At 45.8% G+C, this 16872-nt stretch carries 10 protein-coding genes and 1 pseudogene; 3 read left to right on the top strand and 8 right to left on the bottom strand.

The features are described from left to right. Nucleotides 1-3: 3 nt before the first annotated feature. Nucleotides 4-873, top strand: coding sequence for an inositol oxygenase family protein (locus tag ACO08K_RS22345; RefSeq protein WP_421798692.1), 870 nt, complete (start codon nucleotides 4-6; stop codon nucleotides 871-873). A 111-nt stretch (nucleotides 874-984) separates the two neighbouring features. Here ACO08K_RS22345 and ACO08K_RS22340 read toward each other — a convergent pair whose 3' ends face one another. Both ACO08K_RS22340 and ACO08K_RS22335 read right to left on the bottom strand, forming a co-directional pair. After that, nucleotides 985-2355, bottom strand: coding sequence for an AGE family epimerase/isomerase (locus tag ACO08K_RS22340; protein WP_421798691.1), 1371 nt, complete (start codon nucleotides 2353-2355; stop codon nucleotides 985-987). A gap of 384 nt (nucleotides 2356-2739) precedes the next feature. Then, a complete protein-coding gene (locus ACO08K_RS22335; RefSeq protein WP_421798690.1) occupies nucleotides 2740-8088 on the bottom strand; it encodes a T9SS type A sorting domain-containing protein in 5349 nt (1782 codons plus the stop codon). A 186-nt stretch (nucleotides 8089-8274) separates the two neighbouring features. Here ACO08K_RS22335 and ACO08K_RS22330 point away from each other — a divergent pair, with 186 nt between their 5' ends. Beyond that, a complete protein-coding gene (locus tag ACO08K_RS22330) occupies nucleotides 8275-9729 on the top strand; it encodes a hypothetical protein (protein WP_421798689.1) in 1455 nt (484 codons plus the stop codon). On the opposite strand, the gene ACO08K_RS22325 is transcribed toward ACO08K_RS22330, so the two are convergent. After that, nucleotides 9726-10193, bottom strand: coding sequence for a GNAT family N-acetyltransferase (locus ACO08K_RS22325; RefSeq protein WP_421798688.1), 468 nt, complete (start codon nucleotides 10191-10193; stop codon nucleotides 9726-9728). The genes ACO08K_RS22330 and ACO08K_RS22325 overlap by 4 nt on opposite strands. 48 nt (nucleotides 10194-10241) lie before the next feature. Here ACO08K_RS22325 and ACO08K_RS22320 point away from each other — a divergent pair. Next, nucleotides 10242-10611 (top strand): annotated as a pseudogene (locus ACO08K_RS22320) (DMT family protein). Between the two features lie 19 nt (nucleotides 10612-10630). Here ACO08K_RS22320 and pcaB read toward each other — a convergent pair. From pcaB to ACO08K_RS22295, 5 genes are all read right to left on the bottom strand, one after another. Beyond that, a complete protein-coding gene (gene pcaB / locus ACO08K_RS22315) occupies nucleotides 10631-11977 on the bottom strand; it encodes a 3-carboxy-cis,cis-muconate cycloisomerase (RefSeq protein WP_421798687.1) in 1347 nt (448 codons plus the stop codon). Between the two features lie 88 nt (nucleotides 11978-12065). Beyond that, complete coding sequence (locus ACO08K_RS22310; RefSeq protein WP_421798686.1) at nucleotides 12066-13271, bottom strand: acetyl-CoA C-acyltransferase; 1206 nt, start codon at nucleotides 13269-13271, stop codon at nucleotides 12066-12068. 7 nt (nucleotides 13272-13278) lie between these two features. Continuing rightward, entirely contained in the window at nucleotides 13279-13980 is a 702-nt protein-coding gene (locus ACO08K_RS22305) for an RloB family protein (protein ID WP_421798685.1), read from the bottom strand. Continuing rightward, on the bottom strand, nucleotides 13967-15349 hold the full coding sequence (locus ACO08K_RS22300) for an AAA family ATPase (protein ID WP_421798684.1): 1383 nt from the start codon (nucleotides 15347-15349) through the stop codon (nucleotides 13967-13969). The genes ACO08K_RS22305 and ACO08K_RS22300 overlap by 14 nt, the downstream gene beginning before the upstream one ends. 99 nt (nucleotides 15350-15448) lie before the next feature. Further along, entirely contained in the window at nucleotides 15449-16795 is a 1347-nt protein-coding gene (locus tag ACO08K_RS22295) for a 3-oxoacid CoA-transferase (RefSeq protein ID WP_421798683.1), read from the bottom strand. Nucleotides 16796-16872 lie beyond the last annotated feature (77 nt).

Raw genomic sequence — 16872 nt, 5'->3', positions numbered from 1 at the left:
AAAATGAACCAGGACTTCGATATCAATACGCCCCTGGGTAGCCTCGACGAGTGGGAAGATGACCTGCTGCTCCGATACCCTGAGCCCAATACCACGGCCAAAGCCAAAGAGGAATTTCGCAACTACGATGACCCTAAACGTGATACAGTACGGGAGTTCTATCGTTTGAACCATATTTACCAGACCTACGATTTTGTCATGGAAAAAGAGGCCAACTACCTCAAGTTTGACAAAAAAGAAATGCCAGTCTGGTCTGCCTTTGACTTTTTGAACACCCTGGTAGACGATTCCGATCCTGATATCGAGTTGGACCAACTGCAACACTTGTTACAAACCTCCGAGGCCATTCGCTCCGATGGGCATCCGGATTGGTTCGTACTTACGGGTTTATTGCACGATATGGGCAAGGTATTGTGTTTGTTTGGCGAGCCTCAATGGGCAGTAGTTGGCGACACTTTCCCGGTTGGCTGCAAACATTCGGATAAAATCGTTTATCCTGAGTTTTTTGAATTCAATCCGGATAGCCAGGACGAGCGCTACAATACCACTTACGGGGTGTACGAGCCCAACTGTGGATTGCGCAATGTTCACATGTCCTGGGGGCACGATGAGTACCTGTACCAAATGGTCAAGGATCACTTACCTGATTCAGCACTGTACATGATTCGTTACCACTCTTTCTATGCCCAGCACCGCGAGCACGCGTATGAGCACCTGATGGATGATTACGATCGGGAAATGTTCAAATACGTTAAGTTGTTCAATCCTTATGACTTGTATTCCAAGGCCCCTGTTCCACCGAATGTGAAGGAATTGAAGCCTTATTATGAGGATTTGATTGCGAAGTATTTGCCAAGTACTTTGAAGTTTTAAATCTACTGATAACTCCACAAAGGACATAAAGTGACGTCAACGTCTAACTTTGTGTCCTTTGTGTCCTCTCTTTTTTCTTTGTGGTAAAAAAATGTCGCTTTGACCTTAGCCTCAGTGCCCACTCCCCCTCAGCCGCCCCACACAATTCTCCAAGCTCCGGTACTGGTGATACCCCGCTTTCCAAATATGCCCTTTATTCCGCTCAGCGCTCTTCGGGTCCTTATCCAAACCACTATCGTACCACTCTCCATGTTGATGATCAATCAAATAAGTGTTGATGTAGTGCCACTCTTTTTTAAATTTGCCATAATAGTCTAATGGGTCATTGGGATATAAATCGGCCATGATCAGCAAGGTATTTAGCGCTTCTGCCTGCGTCCACCAGTTTTTGGTGTCCTGCGTGACGGTGATTTTACCCGCATCTTCCTTAAAAAAATAGCCTTCATCATAAAAACCACCTGCCTGGTCATCCCAACCCAAAGCCAAACACTGATCGGTCATTTTTTTCGCAATGCGCCAGGTTGTTTGGTCATTTTTCCAACCAACAATGTGAGAGGCTTCCATCAATAAATAGGCCGTTTCAATATCGTGCCCCCAGGAAACGTGATCCAGATTGTGATGCTTCTGAATACTAGCTCGGCTAGAATCCCGAAAACTCACCGGAATCCAATCGGGTTGAAAAAACAAAATCAGGTTGCCTTTTTCATTCACCATTTTGTCCCGAATGAGGTAAATCATTTCTTCAAGCCGAGTTTTGACCAAAGGATCGGGCCAAATCTGGTACAACTCGGTAAAAGCTTCAAGTAAGTGAATAGAACTGTTTTGGTCTTTGTAGCCCAACTCAGCGGTGGAAGGTGTGGTTTTGAGTCTGGGTTGGATTTTCCCGGTTTTGTCCAGGTGTTGATAATACCCTTTGTGGATCGGGTCATGGCTGTGTTGCTCCAACCAGTTGAAAGACTTTTTGGCCAAAACCAGCGCTTCAGGGTCTTTACTGGCCAGGTAATAGGCCGATACCGCATACAACCCAAAAGCATTGCCGTAAGCAGTTTTGGAGGAATCTCCGCGTGGTTTGCCAGCACGATCCACCTGCCAAAAAAATCCACCATTTTCAGCATCCCACATCTTGTCCTTTAAAAAGGCAAATCCATGGCGGGCGAAGCTTTGGTATTTATTTTCCGCTGGCCAATGTTGGGAAGCTTTGGCATTGTTCCAAAGGTGCCGAGCCTGGGATACAATCATCTTGTCCTGGTTGCCTACGGGTTTGAATTGGGCATTGAAAGCAGAGAGATAGCCGCCATATTGTGTATCGATGGCCGCCGGGTACCAGGTGTCGACGAGGTTGGATTTGAGGAGTTGCTCCAGGGTGTCGGCCAAAGCTAATCGTTCTTTGGGGGTATGAGCCGTGGAATGTGGGGTTGGCGTTTTGCAAAAGGACAAAATAATGGCAATGACGAGCAGATGGATTAGGTGTTTGCGATGCATGATGTGGTGTTTGAGCTGGGAAAATTAACCAGAAAATTCAATGCTTGGCTATGTTTACTACTGTTTTTGAGCAAGCAAAAAACTAAAACTCCTCCTCGAAAGTTTCAGACTTTCGAGGAGGTTGAGCAACGAAATCAAAAAAGAACTGCCGATCCCCGTGGTGGGAATCGGCAGCCGGATATGCATCATGGAAAACGATTAAAAAAAACAGTTACATGGGATTATATGAAAAAAACACTCACTAGTATGTTCCGAATTTTGGGTGGCACCCGCGAGGGGGTGCCGTTATGCACCCGCGAGGGGTGCCGTTATGCACCCGCGAGGGGTGCCGTTATGCACCCACAAAGGGGTGCGGAGGTAGGCACCCACAAAGGGGTGCGGCTACTACTGTTTGATGATCCGCTCAAAGAAGATCTGTTGACCTACCTTGATGCGAAGGAAATACATACCTGCCTTTAAATCATCGATCTCGATCTGACTGGTATTCCGGAAAGATTTGATCATGGTTTTGCCGTCGAGGCCCATAACTTCTACTTCCGTAACGGTTCCAGTAGCTGTCGTAATGTTGATTTGCGAGTTGCTTGGGTTGGGATAAACCGTAACACCACTCAACAAATCTTCAGGACGTACTGCACGAGGTGCATCTACGATATTAAAGGCGGTAACTTCAGTATTCAATGGCAGGATTTCGCCGTCCAATCGGTTCAGGATGGCATCGTCCGTTTGTAACTTGGTTTCAGCACGACCAACCAGGTCAATGATGATACCTTTCATTTTGGCAATGGTACCATAACCCGAAACTTCGTTTTGGTCGGTACGGGTGATACCGATGTCAACGCGGCCTTCGTTTGGATACACTTTGTAGATGAATTCCAGATTCACCCCAGGTTGGCCCATCCAGGAAGTAGGTACTTCAATGGTCAGGTTTTTGGGATCAATCAATTTTGGATCAAATTTCACACTAAAAGCGGTACCATAAATATCCTTGATGATGTGTTTGTCGTCGCCCAGTATGATGGGGATTTCAAAACGGGTACTGTCTGCCAATTCACCCTTAGCTGGCATCTGCACCAAAATTTTTGGATCGTGAACGGTAGCAGGTAAGGCCTTGATGATTTTGAAAGGTCCACGTGACAAACCGAAGTTCAAGGCCAGAGCCTCAATGTCTTTGCGGTTGACCTCGCCATCACCATTGACGTCGGCGTTTTTGTAGTTGATGCCGTCGAAGAAGATTTCAGGCCAGTCCTCAGATGGGGTTGGTTTCCAATCCCAGGAGTTCACCAGGAAGCGCTTCAATCCTTTGGCACCATAAGCCTGACCAATATGGAGCAAGTCGAAGTGGTTGGCAATGTTGTCCAGGTTGACATCGCCTGGCCAAACATCACTCACACGGTTGTTGCGGCATTTCACTGGGCCGAAGACCACCATACGTTTGCAAGTAGTGTCTTTCAGGTTCAGGATATCCACCTTGTACACGGTTACCCCGTCGCCAAGCAGCATACCCAGGTCGAATCCTTTTTTACCCGCTTCAAGCGTATCGAGGATTTTGCCATTGATGGCGATCCGCAGTGGTCCTGGAGTTGGGTTTTTGAACACCAATTCCGCACCAAAAGCACCACCTGCATTGCAGGGTTTTTGTTTCACATCAACAACCAGATCAGGACAGGGCCGCTCACAGGGGAGTTTCACCTCCAGAGTTTCGCAACAGCCTTTTTGGTCATTGATACATACCGTTACTTTGAATACTTCTTTGTCAGTTGCCAGTTTGAAATTGGCTTCCAGGGGTAGGCGAATCAAGGGGAATGTACCTACGATTTTGCCATCTACCAAAACATCGAAGAAGCGATTCGTAACATTTTCGTACTTGAAACTAATGGCCATCCGCCGGGTTCCATCCGGGTTGCAACCAAGGCCAAGAATGGCTAGGTTGGAAATTTTACATGGATTGGGGTCGGGGCATTGTGGAGCAGAAAGTTTGGTTGCCGCAAAACAGGTTGGGTTGGTCACATCCACGGCCAGGAATTCAATATTGCCGCTTGCGGAGCTTGGGAACGGCCCAATTTTTTGGGCTTCGCCATTGTAAACAAATGGCCCAAAAAGCATACCATTGGCGTAAATGATGTATCCTTTCTGCAAGGTAGAACTTGGTTTGGATACCGCCAGTGCCTTGGCGTAATAGTAGCCTTTTTCACAAGGCAACAACTCTACTTTTAAGCCTTCAATTGGGCAGTTGGATTCACATTTTTTCAATTCCAAACGCCCGGCTTGGGTACAGCCCTTTTCTTTGTCTTCAACCTTAACTTCCAGTACCGCTACATCGGCACTTACGATCTGGCTGAGGCGCAAAGGCAACAAGTTGTAATTATAGGTTCCGTACAATTTGCCGTTGACATAAAGATTGAAGAACGCGCTGGTATTTTTGCGTTCAAAATTCAGGTTCACGTAATAGCCACCAGTAGGCAGACAAACCTGTTCCAGCTTCAATGGACCAAATTCACAAGTTGTTTGGGTGCAGGGCACCTCGTATTGCCACTTGATGCAGCAATCCGGTGAGTTTTTATCACAAACAACGATCCAATCGGTTTTGCTATTCTTAGGCAGTGGAATTTTGTCAATTCTTACTGCTTGCCCGATGTATTTAAAGCGTGTTTCAAAGCCTGTGGAGGTTTGTAACCAAAGGATGGAGTCAGCGTTTGTTGCTTTTAGCTTCAACAAGAGGCTGTAAGTACCATCGGTGTTACACTTGATTTCGGTGGCGCTAATGTCGCTCAGGCTACAAGATGGCTTACATTCAAATGGTTTGATGTATCCCTTGCTGCTGCAAGAACGGGTATTGCTATCGTACACCTCCAAACGAATGGTATCTTTTTGGGGTGATGGATAGATCAAACGGATGGGCAACTCAGAGTACTTGTATTTCGCAATTTCCTTGCCATTCTGAACGAGTACAAAATAGTCCGAATTGGTTCGGAAGTATTTGAAATCCAGGTAGGCATACACCTCACCCTTATCGTTGCAAGGTGCTGTTTTGATCACCAATTCGCCCAGTTCACATGCGGGACATTTAGGTTTTTCGACCTTGGCAGTCACACAACATTTTTCACTTTGACCATCTACACACACTTTCACTTCAAATGTGAGGGCATCCGTATTGATGACCACATTTTCGATCAATTGTGGTACACTCAATAATTTGAATGGGCCATACTTTTGGTTGCCAATGTAGACGTAGTAAGTCGAGATTACATTAGATGGGTTCAGATTGAGCAAGGGCGTGATCAATAAATCATAACCACCTTTGGGGTTGCAACCACGCACCACCACTTTGAGTTCTCTAACCCGACAAAGGGTATCGGAAGCACAGACCACCGATTCCAGTACAACTGTGTCTGCACAAGGTTTTTCAAGGTCGGAGGCGAAGAAAACCTGACGGGGGCTGGTCGTAGCCCGAGTAAACGGGCCAAGCACTTTGGAGCGTTGGTCATAATTGTACGGGCCGTACTTTTTACCATCAGGGCCTAGGATATAATAACCAGCCTGGCTACCATTTTTCGCTTCAACTTTTACCGTCACATAATATTTATCCCCACTACATTCCAAAGGTGCAACGCTCATTTCGAGATCGCAGTCGCAGCCCTTGTTGTTGATATCAGGGGTAATCTCCACACAGCAGGTGTCCAACAAACTTTCGGTACAAAGTTGGAGTTTCAGTGGCACGATTCCACCTACCAACAACTCCAATGGATCCAGCTTAACCGGGAAACTGGTAGGTTTGAACGGTCCAAAGGTTTTTCCGGCTACCTTGATGAATACTCTATCTGAAGTCAACAACTGTTGGTTAAAAGCAGCTTTGACCTCGAGTTGATATTTGCCGATTACGCCACAGCCGGTTGCTACAGCCTGAACTTCCTTGATGGGGCAGAGGTTTTCAGGCTTGGCGCAAGATTTGACTCGGATGATCTTGGCTACTGTTTCCAGACAACATTTATCTACCCCAGGCAAACAAACCTGTACTTTGAGTACATCGTTGATCAAATTGGGGATTGCTTTGGAAATGCTGATGCGCAGGGGCATTTTTTTCAAGGAAAAGGTACCAATTTCAATTCCATTGATGGTCAGAACGTAACCAGTGTCTACGGTTGGCCCTGAAAGCAGGTTCAAGGTAAAAATGTCCTGCTTTTCTTCCTCACAGATGATATAAGCAGCGGCCAAATCCCGAATCGAACAAGGCTTACAGAAGAATTTTTTGATTTCTACGGTATCCGCACAGCGCGTGTTTTCCACATCACTCATCACGACCCGATAGTAACCATCACTATTTGGCTTGATTGGTCCTACTGTGCCTCCATTGACCGCGTAGCGGAATGGTCCGAAACGCTGATCATTCACGTAAATGTAGTAGCCAGACAACCATTTGTTTTCGCCACTGAATTTGTACACCATGCGGAAGCTGCCATCGTTATTGCAATCCACTGGTTGAGCAGCAAACTCCTTGATACCACAGGCAGTTGGGTCATCGGCACAATTTAAATCCAATTCAATTTTTGGTGTAACACTGATGCAGCAGCGCCCTCCTGGCAAACTTACACAAGCCTGAATCAGCGGAACTAGCGCTGTTATGGAAGACAAGTATTTTTTGGAAATTTTGATTTCAAAGGGCAGTTTTTCAGCCGGATATTCACCGATAACAATGTTACCAATGCTCAAAATGATATTGGCATTGGCAGGTTGTACTGTTCCAATTTTGACGATAAGACGGGCGAATGTATCTCTGGGACAATATTTTATGGTTGCGGAGAGCTCTTTTAGTTCACAGGCGTTAGTTACCCCACAATCGTGTTTAAAATCCTCGGTTTTGGAACAGCTTTTGTCTTGGTTATCCTGAATAGTCAAAAAATACTTCCCGGTACTGTCCAGTTTTACAGGACCAATCGCAGGGAAAACATCCTTGTATTTGAATGGACCAAATTTTTGGCCATTGATCAAAACATTGTAGGTCGCTGTATCTGCTTTTGCGTCGGTTTTAAAGGTGGCTGAAAGGTAAAAAACACCATTGGGCGTACAAGGGCGTGGCAAAATGACCAAATCGCGGATACAAGCAATGGGCGCAACGTCTTTTTCATAGTCGACACAAACATTATCAATGCCAAATTCCTGGCCACCAAAGGAGATGGAATCAATATCTCCTTCAAAACAGATAGTGCCTTGCAGCAGGTCGGAATCCTCCTTGATGGATACCGCAGCTTTGACGCCCTTAGCAACTTCTTTGTCGTTCAATGATCCCCAATTTTCCAGAATGGTAACCTTTTGGCCATTGATGGAAAAGTTTTCTTCCCCACCTCCATCAATAAAATTGAGGCATACCCTTTTTGCTTTCTTTTTGGGTAATCCGCTGAATATCCACTTCAGGTTGACATTGGATACAAAAAGCACTTTGCCTTCGGCTTCTTTAAAAGTTCCGTCAAAAAGCAGCTTTTTTTCCTCGACTTTGATCGAGCCAAATTCAATGCTGTTGTTGCTGGTGAGAAATGATTCGATGGATACGGCTATGCCGTCTTTTTTCAAGATAGCTGTGCCAGGTTTTTGATTGGCATCGTTGCCGAACTTGGTTCCGTCGGCTAGGTCGTTGAAGTTAAAACAGACCTCTTGTTTTTGGGATTGGGCCTCCAACTGCGTCGAAAACAGACCAAAACAAAAAAGCAGTAGATAAACCCAACGTGTAGAATTGTTCATGGTGCGCTATTTTTTTAAACTACACTTTGCTCTTGATACAAAAGTGCTGCTTTTTTCAGACGTTAAAACTGACATAATCGTTGGAATTTTGGAAAAAATTCAAGATCATTGAGCCGAATTTACAGTGTATTTTTTTGTCAATCAGCAATTTATTGACAAAAAAACATTGTCAAAAATTGATTTTTTGTGAGCAGTAACAAATTAATCCGCAACCTGGAAAAATTGTCCCGCAAAGAGATGACCCGCTTTAAGGAGTTTGTCTTTTCTCCCTACCTCAATAAACACGAGGAAGTACGGCGACTGGTGGCGTACCTTTCTGAGGTTTATCCTCGATTAGACGAAAAAAAGTGTAAAAAGGAACTACTCTATAAATCAGTTTTTGACAGCGGTAAATATAATGAAAAACAACTGGCTCCGGTACTAACCTATACCCAAAGATTGTTGGAGCAGTTCTGGGCCTACGAAGAATTCAAAGAAGACACTTATTTCCAGCAATACCTTTACTTGCGTCAATTAAGGGCACAGCAAGCCTTTGGTCCCTTTGAACGGTTGTTCAGCGAATTAAAAGAAAAGCCGGAGCCAGCGCCCTGTCTGGGGGCTGATCAAACCCTGATGCGTTACCTGCTGGCGGGCGAGGGTGAGCGGTATTGGTCACAGTCCAACAAGCCTGAATTTGAGGGTTCTTTTCGAAAAAAGCAGGAAGAACTGGATGAATTTTACCTCACTCAAAAATTGAAAGACGCATGTGAAGCTATTTTTCGCCAGGAGATGAAGCGCGACGAACAACCTCCGCGCCTTTTAGAGGCGGTCTTGCATGAGGTTGAGGAAAATATCGAAAAATACCAGCAAGTTCCCCAGACCATTACCCACTACATGATTTACCGCATGTTAACGGGGAATGACCCGGACTTTTACCAACAAGCTTTAGGTGTTTTTCAAAAATGGGAAAAATCTTTTTCACGGGTAGAAGTCAGCGATTTGTACAACCAATTCAAAAATTACTGTCTAATTCGTATCAATCAAGGTGATCAGGCCTTTTTGGATAATTTATTTGGTTTGTACCAATATCAACTGGATCAGGGTTTATTGTTGGAGGAAGGCGTAATGTTGGAGTGGAATTACAAAAACATCGTAGCGGCGGGATTGCGGCTCAAACAACACGAATGGGTCAGAAAGTTCATTGAGGATTACAAAGATAAGTTGGCGCCAGAGTTCAAGGACAATGCCTACCGTTTCAATCTAGCGAGTTATCACCTGAGTCTGAAGCAACCACAAGAGGCAATGTTGCTGCTGCGGGAGGTAGAATACCGCGATTTGCGCTATAACCTGGGGGCCAAAACCATGCTGCTGCAAACCTATTACGAACTGGAAGAATACGACCCCTTGTTTTCGCTCACCGAGTCCTTCCGGCAGTTGTTGATGCGGGATAAAACCATGTCGGAGAACTTCCGTAAGGGGTACTACAACCTCTTCCGGCTCACGCGCAAAGCAGCGCACTTGCGCTCCCGACTGGATTATTTATCAGCAGATAAAGCTCGACTGGAACTGAATCGAATCCGGGAAACAATGATCAAAACAAACGATGTCTTCAGCCGAGCATGGTTGGATGAGCAGTTGAATGCATTGGCAGATGAAATTTAGGGGATGTAAACGAATTCGAAAAAACCCTCTTCATCAGGGATTTCGTGTTGGCATTTCCATTTGTTTTTCTCCAAAAAAAGCCGCGCTTTATGGTTGTTTTCATGAACAAAACAACGCCATAACTCTCCTTTTTGAAGTGGATACAATATAGTGATTGCTGACAATACCATTGAGCCAATTCCTTGTCCACGTAGTTCTGGTTTTACAGCCAGGTTGGTAATGTAATAAGCGAAGTTATCCTCGTTGGGGAATTGTATCCCTATTTCAGCAACCATTTCACCATCCCTATAAACAGCAAAATCCGTTCCCTGTTGGTCGCTCATTACATAGTCCAGCCATGGGTCATTTGCTTCCATCGGGCCTAGATTTTGGTCGAGTTCTGGGTCAGCAAACCAGCTTAGATATTCCTCAAAATCATCGAGATGAAACCTGGAAAAAGACAGCTGATCCAATTGAGTGGTCATGAGTAAGGTTTTGTACATTTATCGCTTTCTTGAACCAAAAATGCACCAATGAAGGCTGTTTACACCATCCTGCTTTTGCTTCTTTCCAACACCTTTATGACCCTAGCCTGGTACGGCCACCTTAAATTCAATCAGATGAAGGGGGTTTAGCCAGTTAGGAGTAGTTGCCATTATTTTCATCAGTTGGGGCATTGCCTTGCTGGAGTATTGTTTTCAGGTTCCGGCAAACCGGATAGGTTTTAAAAACTACGGTGGGCCATTTTCGCTGATCGAGTTGAAAGTCATTCAGGAGGTCATCACCTTGGTGGTCTTTTCAATATTCACCTTGTTGGTATTCAAAACCGAAACTTTTCGGGTAAACCACATCATTGGTTTTGCCTTTTTGGTGCTGTCGGTATATTTTATTTTTAAAAAGTAGCCTTGAGTTGCTTCATAGCTCAGAGTCTTTGTGGCAATAAAGTCAAAACAGCATCGATCAAACGATCACAGTCCCCCAGGGAATTGGCGGGATTGAACAATTGGTCAATGCCTGAGCTGTTTAGGTATTTGGAGACAATTGGATCGGCACTAGCAAGTGATTTTAGGTGCGCTTGTGTTGACGCAACCTGCTTGCACAAGCCTTCAACGTGCTCGTGCGCGACCGCTTTTCCCATTTTTTCAGCCAATGCCAAAGATAGGTTTTCAGCATAAATCAAACCATTGGTCAACTCTATGTTCCACAACATGCGCTGGGTATCCACTTCCAAACCATTGGTCATATGCAGTGCTTGTTGCAAAGCACCTGCCGTTATTTTGCACAATTCAATCAAAGGTAGCCATTCAGCATGCCACTGCCCCGTGGCCCGCTCGTGATCTTGGGGCAAGGACTGAAACAAGGTGGAAAGTAAACCTGGACTGCGCTGAGCAGCAGCTAAAATGGCTACACAACCCACCGGATTGCGCTTGTGGGGCATGGTGGATGAGCCTCCTTTGCCTACGCCGCTGGGTTCGAATACTTCAGCCACTTCAGTTTGCATGAGAAGGCTAATGTCTTTGGCCATTTTGCCCAGGTTACCTGTCAATATACCCAGGGAGCTGGCAATTTCAACCAAACGGTCGCGTTGGGTATGCCAGGATATGGGTGGCAAAGTCAAATCCAGTTTTTGGGCTAAAGAACTGGCAACGGGCAATGCTCTATCCCCAAAACCAGCCAAAGTCCCTACGGCTCCGCCAAATTGTAGAACCAAGTTTTGCTTCAAAACCTGGTCAATTCGCTGGAAAGAACGAATTAAACCGTCCATCCAAGTCGCGACCTTATAGCCAAAAGTGATGGGCCGTGCATGTTGCAAAAAGGAGCGCCCAGCCATGATGCTATGGCGGTGGGTTTCGGCTAGTTGGTGTAACTGGTTTAAGAGTTGTTCCAGGTCTTTTTGGATCAAAATCAAAGCCGCTTTGACTTGTATCATTAAAGCAGTATCAATGACATCCTGGCTGGTAGCACCCAGATGGACATATTTGGATGCTTCAGAGTCTAGTTGTTTGACCGCTGCGGTAAGCTGTTTGACAAGCGGAATATTGGGATTGCCGGCCAGACCAATGGCAGGGATCAGGCTGGGGATATCGATGTGATCCAGGGTACAACAGCGGCTGATGCTGTCAGCAGCGACTTGTGGAATCATTCCTTGCTCGGCTTGAGCCTGGGCCAAGGCGGCTTCAAAGCGCAGCATGGCACTGAGGTAGGCTTCAGCGCCGAACAAGGCATTGACTTCCGCTTTGTAAAAAAGAGCTTCGAATAATGATTCCATGATAAAAGTTGAGGAGTTGAGGAGTTGAGGAGTTGAGGTGCGCTCGCGGTAGCCAAACTTCTCAACTCCTCAACCTCTCAACTTAATTTTATACTCTTTCCAAAATCACTGCATACCCCTGCCCTACTCCAATACACATTGTCGCCAACGCATACCGTTTTTGTTGCTTTTGCAATTCCAACGCAGCGCTATAGGTGATTCGAGCTCCCGACATCCCCAGCGGATGTCCCAAAGCAATAGCACCGCCATTCGGGTTAATCCGTGGATCATCGTCTTCAAGGCCCAAACTGCGAATACAAGCCAGTGATTGTGCCGCAAAGGCTTCGTTGAGCTCAATGATATCGATATCTTTCAAACTCAAGCCAGCCTTTTGCAGCGCTTTTTGTGTAGCAGGTACCGGGCCAATGCCCATGATACGCGGCTCTACACCCACTACTGCCGAAGCAACAATGCGGGTTTTAGGCACAAATCCTTGTTCTTTAACCGCCTTTTCCGAAGCCAACATGACCGCAATGGCCCCATCGTTCAATCCGGAGGAATTACCCGCAGTGACCGAGCCGCCCTCTTTTTTGAAGGCAGGGCGCAATTGAGCGAGTTTTTCTACAGTTGTTCCTCCTTTGATGAATTCATCCTGAGCAAACAATTGAGTATCGCCCTTGCCAATGCTGATTGGAACCGGGATAATTTCTTCGGCAAAACGGCCCGCAGCCTGCGCTTTGGCTGCTTTCATTTGGGAGTTGTAGGCAAATTGGTCCTGAGCTTCCCGGCTGATCTTGTGGATTTCAACCAGGTTTTCAGCAGTGATTCCCATAGCATCGGTGCCGTACATCGTTTGCATGCGGGAGTTGATGAAGCGCCAGCCAAAACTGGAGTCGTACATCTGGGCATCGGTGCCAAAGGGTTTGGCGCTTTTCGAAATCACGTATGGCCCGCGGGTCATGTGCTCCACTCCACCAGCCAGATATACGTCACCATCGCCGATAGCAATGGCGCGATGAGAATTGACAATTGCCGCCATGCCAGAGGCACAGAGCCGGTTTACGGTCTCCCCGGGTACGCTGAAGGGTAGTCCAGCCAACAGTAGCGCCATACGGGCTACGTTGCGGTTGTCGTCGCCTGCTTGATTGACACAACCGAGGATGACATCGGTGATGCTGGCGGGGTCGAGTTGTGGGTTGCGTTTGACTAGTTCGGCCAGTACATGGGCAGCTAAATCATCCGCTCTTACTGTGGATAAGGTGCCCCCGAAGCTGCCGATGGGGGTACGAATGCCGTCGATTAGGTAGGTTTGCATGAGTTGGTTATTCGGGTAATGGATAATCTGGGGGTTCAGATTGGAAAATTTGTTGGAGGAGAACGTGGATTCGAGTGCACAAAGAATCAAAAGTCCAGTGGTTTTTCTCCAATTCTAACTCAAAGGCTTGCTGAAGGGCGAAAGGTATTTTCTCAAGGTGTATTTTTGAAATTACCCCTTTTCGGTAACCTTCACCAAACTCTTTTTTAAGTATTGCATGGAGCACTTGCTCAAGATGATTTTTGGAAGAGCTAGCCTTGGTATTTTTCAATAAATCATTTTTTGCAGCCTCATCAAGAGTCTTAAAATCCAGATGGTGCAGCAAAAGCCAAAGCTCAAAACAGGGGTTGGTCATACAAAATTCATACTCTTTTTGTTTACAGAGCCGCTGTGCTTCAGCCATGTTCTTCTCTGGCCATTTGTCTGCGTCCACCAAACACCACAATTGATCCTTGTCACTAAGTTTATATTTTTTCTTGTATTCATCCAGCATTGACAAGACCCGGCGAAAATCACTGGCATTGTCTCCTCTACGCAGGGCTTCTATTTTGATCAAACGCCCTAGTGACTTGGTATTGATATAATCGGCCACATGTGCAAAGTATTGCGGCTCACTTTCTCGGCCTTCCGAGGCAATGACGAAAAAAGTAGTGGGGTCTTTGCGTTGCCCACCACTTTTGCGGTTTAGTCCTTTTTTATCCCTCGGCATTGGCGGTCTCCCAGTTTAGCTGTTGCACATCGGAGATAAAAGGAATGGCACCATATCTGCCTTGCAAGTAGGCTTTGCGAATTTCTTTATCAAACCGCGGTTGAAATTCTTCGAGGGAATACAGATGGGATTCTCCCTGTTTGTTTTTTTCTACGAACCAGACTTCATCCCGGCGTAGGAGGCTGAGATCAAGGAGACTGGATTCGTGGGTTGTGACGATGAGTTGGCTGCTTGAATCCTTTGAAAAAGACAAGTAGTAGGCTATTAATTTGTGCAGCAATTCAGGGTGTAAACTGCGGTCAATTTCATCGAGAATAACTGTTACTGGATTACCGGGTACAGTCAATACTCTAAGCAAAGGTATGAAATCGAATAATCGCTTAGTACCATCAGATTCATCTTCATAATCAAATTGCTCGTCTGATACTCCGCCCTTTGCGCCATGTTTAGTTATTACCCTTGATACAATGATTTCACCTTTTTTAGGTTCTTTAGAAAAAATATAACGCTTCCTTCCACGAACTAAATAAGGGTTCTCTCCTTTTGTTATCCGATCAATTATCCTTTGTCGCTGATCATGTGGAAGTTCATTAATAATCTGTTCAGCATCTTCTGCAATTAACTCAATAGCGTCTATTCCAGTTCCTAATTGTTGCAGCATTTCACTCATAAATTCTTTTCCTGTTAATCCAGGCATAGTAGATTCGATAAACGCATATGGATTGATCTTCGTATCAGTATAAAAAACGATTAATGATTGTTTAAACCATTTGAGAATTGAAGTGAAAGTCAAAAAATACGACTTGTCAGGCCATTGTTTGTTCCCTAGAGTACTCAATAGCAATTCATGGTTTTGAAGGTCTTCTGTATAAATTGAAAAACGAGTCTCGTTTTCTCCTGATAAAGTAGGCTTGCTTTTAAAAACTGAGATTCCTGAAGAATCAATTGTTCTTTCAAAAATTGGCTTTTGTGTTGTTTTCTTTAGCTCGTACAACCATTCTTCAATAATGATTTTGGTGTTCAACTGTAAAACGTAGCCATATGCATAACACTTATCCCCCAATTTAAACTCAAACTCGAATTTAGTAGGTTGATTATAATTGCCTTTCTCCAAGCGAAAATGATCCTCAAATGAAACAACATTTTTAACCCCATTTACAATCACTTTCTTAGCAAAATCAATACTCCTCACCAAATTAGACTTCCCCGAAGCGTTCGCACCGTACACCACAGCCATTTTCAATACGTCTACCCCAGTCCCAATCGTCACTGCTGGCCGGACAGGCTTACGCACTTTTCCAGCCAGCATGGAGAACTCTTCTTCTGCATTAAAAGAAAGAAAATTAGCTACGCGAAAAGTGATAAGCATAATGATTTTTTCTGCAATTACGTGATTTTTTCACCTAAAATGCAAATTTTATTATCAAAAAATCTATTTTTAGTTATTTCACATGATAAAATTGGAGACCTAGCTCAATTTCTCCACAAATTTCGCCTGCGTCTTCGCTCTCACCTCCTCCAAACTCGCCCCCGGCATCAATTCGACCAAAGTCAGCTGACCTTCCAGGTATTTAAACACCGCCAATTCCGTAATCACCACATCCACTACCCCGATGGCAGTAAGTGGCAAAGTACATTCCGGCACAATTTTGGAGGTTCCATCCGGGTCGGCATGAGTTAGCGTGACAATTAGTTTTTTGGCACCTGAAGCCAAATCCATGGCCCCACCAACCCCCAGCAGTGGTTTACCAGGTACGGCCCAGTTGGCCAGGTTGCCTTTTTCATCCACCTCCAAACCGCCCATAATGGCTACATCGACATGCCCGCCACGAATCATGGCGAAACTATCGGCGCTATCGAAATAGCTACTGCCAGGTAGCGCAGTTACCGGAATTTTTCCCGCATTCACCGGATAATCCAGCGCACCACCACCATCGGCAGGTGAAGGCCCAACACCCAACATTCCGTTTTCAGTATGCAGGATGATGCCATGTTCAGGCCTGATCAGGTCGGCAACCAGGGTGGGAATACCAATGCCAAGGTTGACCACATCCCCTTTTTGCAACTCAGCAAAAGCGCGTTTGGCCATGTTCATGCGGCTTTCGCTCACTTTTTTGGCCGCACCAACCGAGGCTGAGGAGCCAAGCAATTCCAGTGAAAGATTGGCTTGCACCAGGTAATCTACAAAACAACCCGGAGTATGGATAAAATTGGGATCGATGGCTCCAACGGGCACGATTTCTTCCACTTCGGCGATAACGATATCTGCAGCGGTGGCCATGGCGCGGTTGAAGTTCTGTTCGGTCATGCGGTAGGTGAGGTTGCCCGCCGTATCCGCTTTCCAGGCACGAATAAAGGCGACATTGGCTCTGATGCCAGGGATAAAAACTTGTTCCACCCCATTGATCACCATAGTTGGTCGCCCCTGGGCAATCAATGTTCCAGCCGAACTAGGGGTGTAAAAACCTCCAATACCTGCGCCACCCGCCCGAATGGCTTCGGCCAAGGTGCCTTGGGGCAGAAGCTCATATTCCACTTCACCCGATTGTGCAGCCTTTACAGCATCAGGGTTGGAAGTAAAAAAGGAACCGATCATTTTGCGGATTTGGCCATTGCGGAGTAAACGTCCACCCCCGAGGCCTGGCTCACCAACGTTGTTGCCGATGAAGGTGAGATTTTTGGTGGTCGTTTCCGCCAGAGCATGCAGCAGGTGGACAGGGTTGCCGGTCATTCCGAAACCTCCACCGAGGATGGTGTCGCCGTCTTTGACGAGTGCGGCAGCTTGTTGGGGGGTGATTTGTGGGACTGATTTCATGGACGTAAACTTAGGTATGTTCAACACTTAAATCATAAAGCAGCTTCGCCTAATAAATGCTCGTCGTGGTAAATTTG

This window comes from Haliscomenobacter sp., from assembly GCF_965225875.1.
Taxonomy (GTDB): domain Bacteria; phylum Bacteroidota; class Bacteroidia; order Chitinophagales; family Saprospiraceae; genus Haliscomenobacter.
This window is presented reverse-complemented; position numbering and strand designations above follow the sequence as displayed.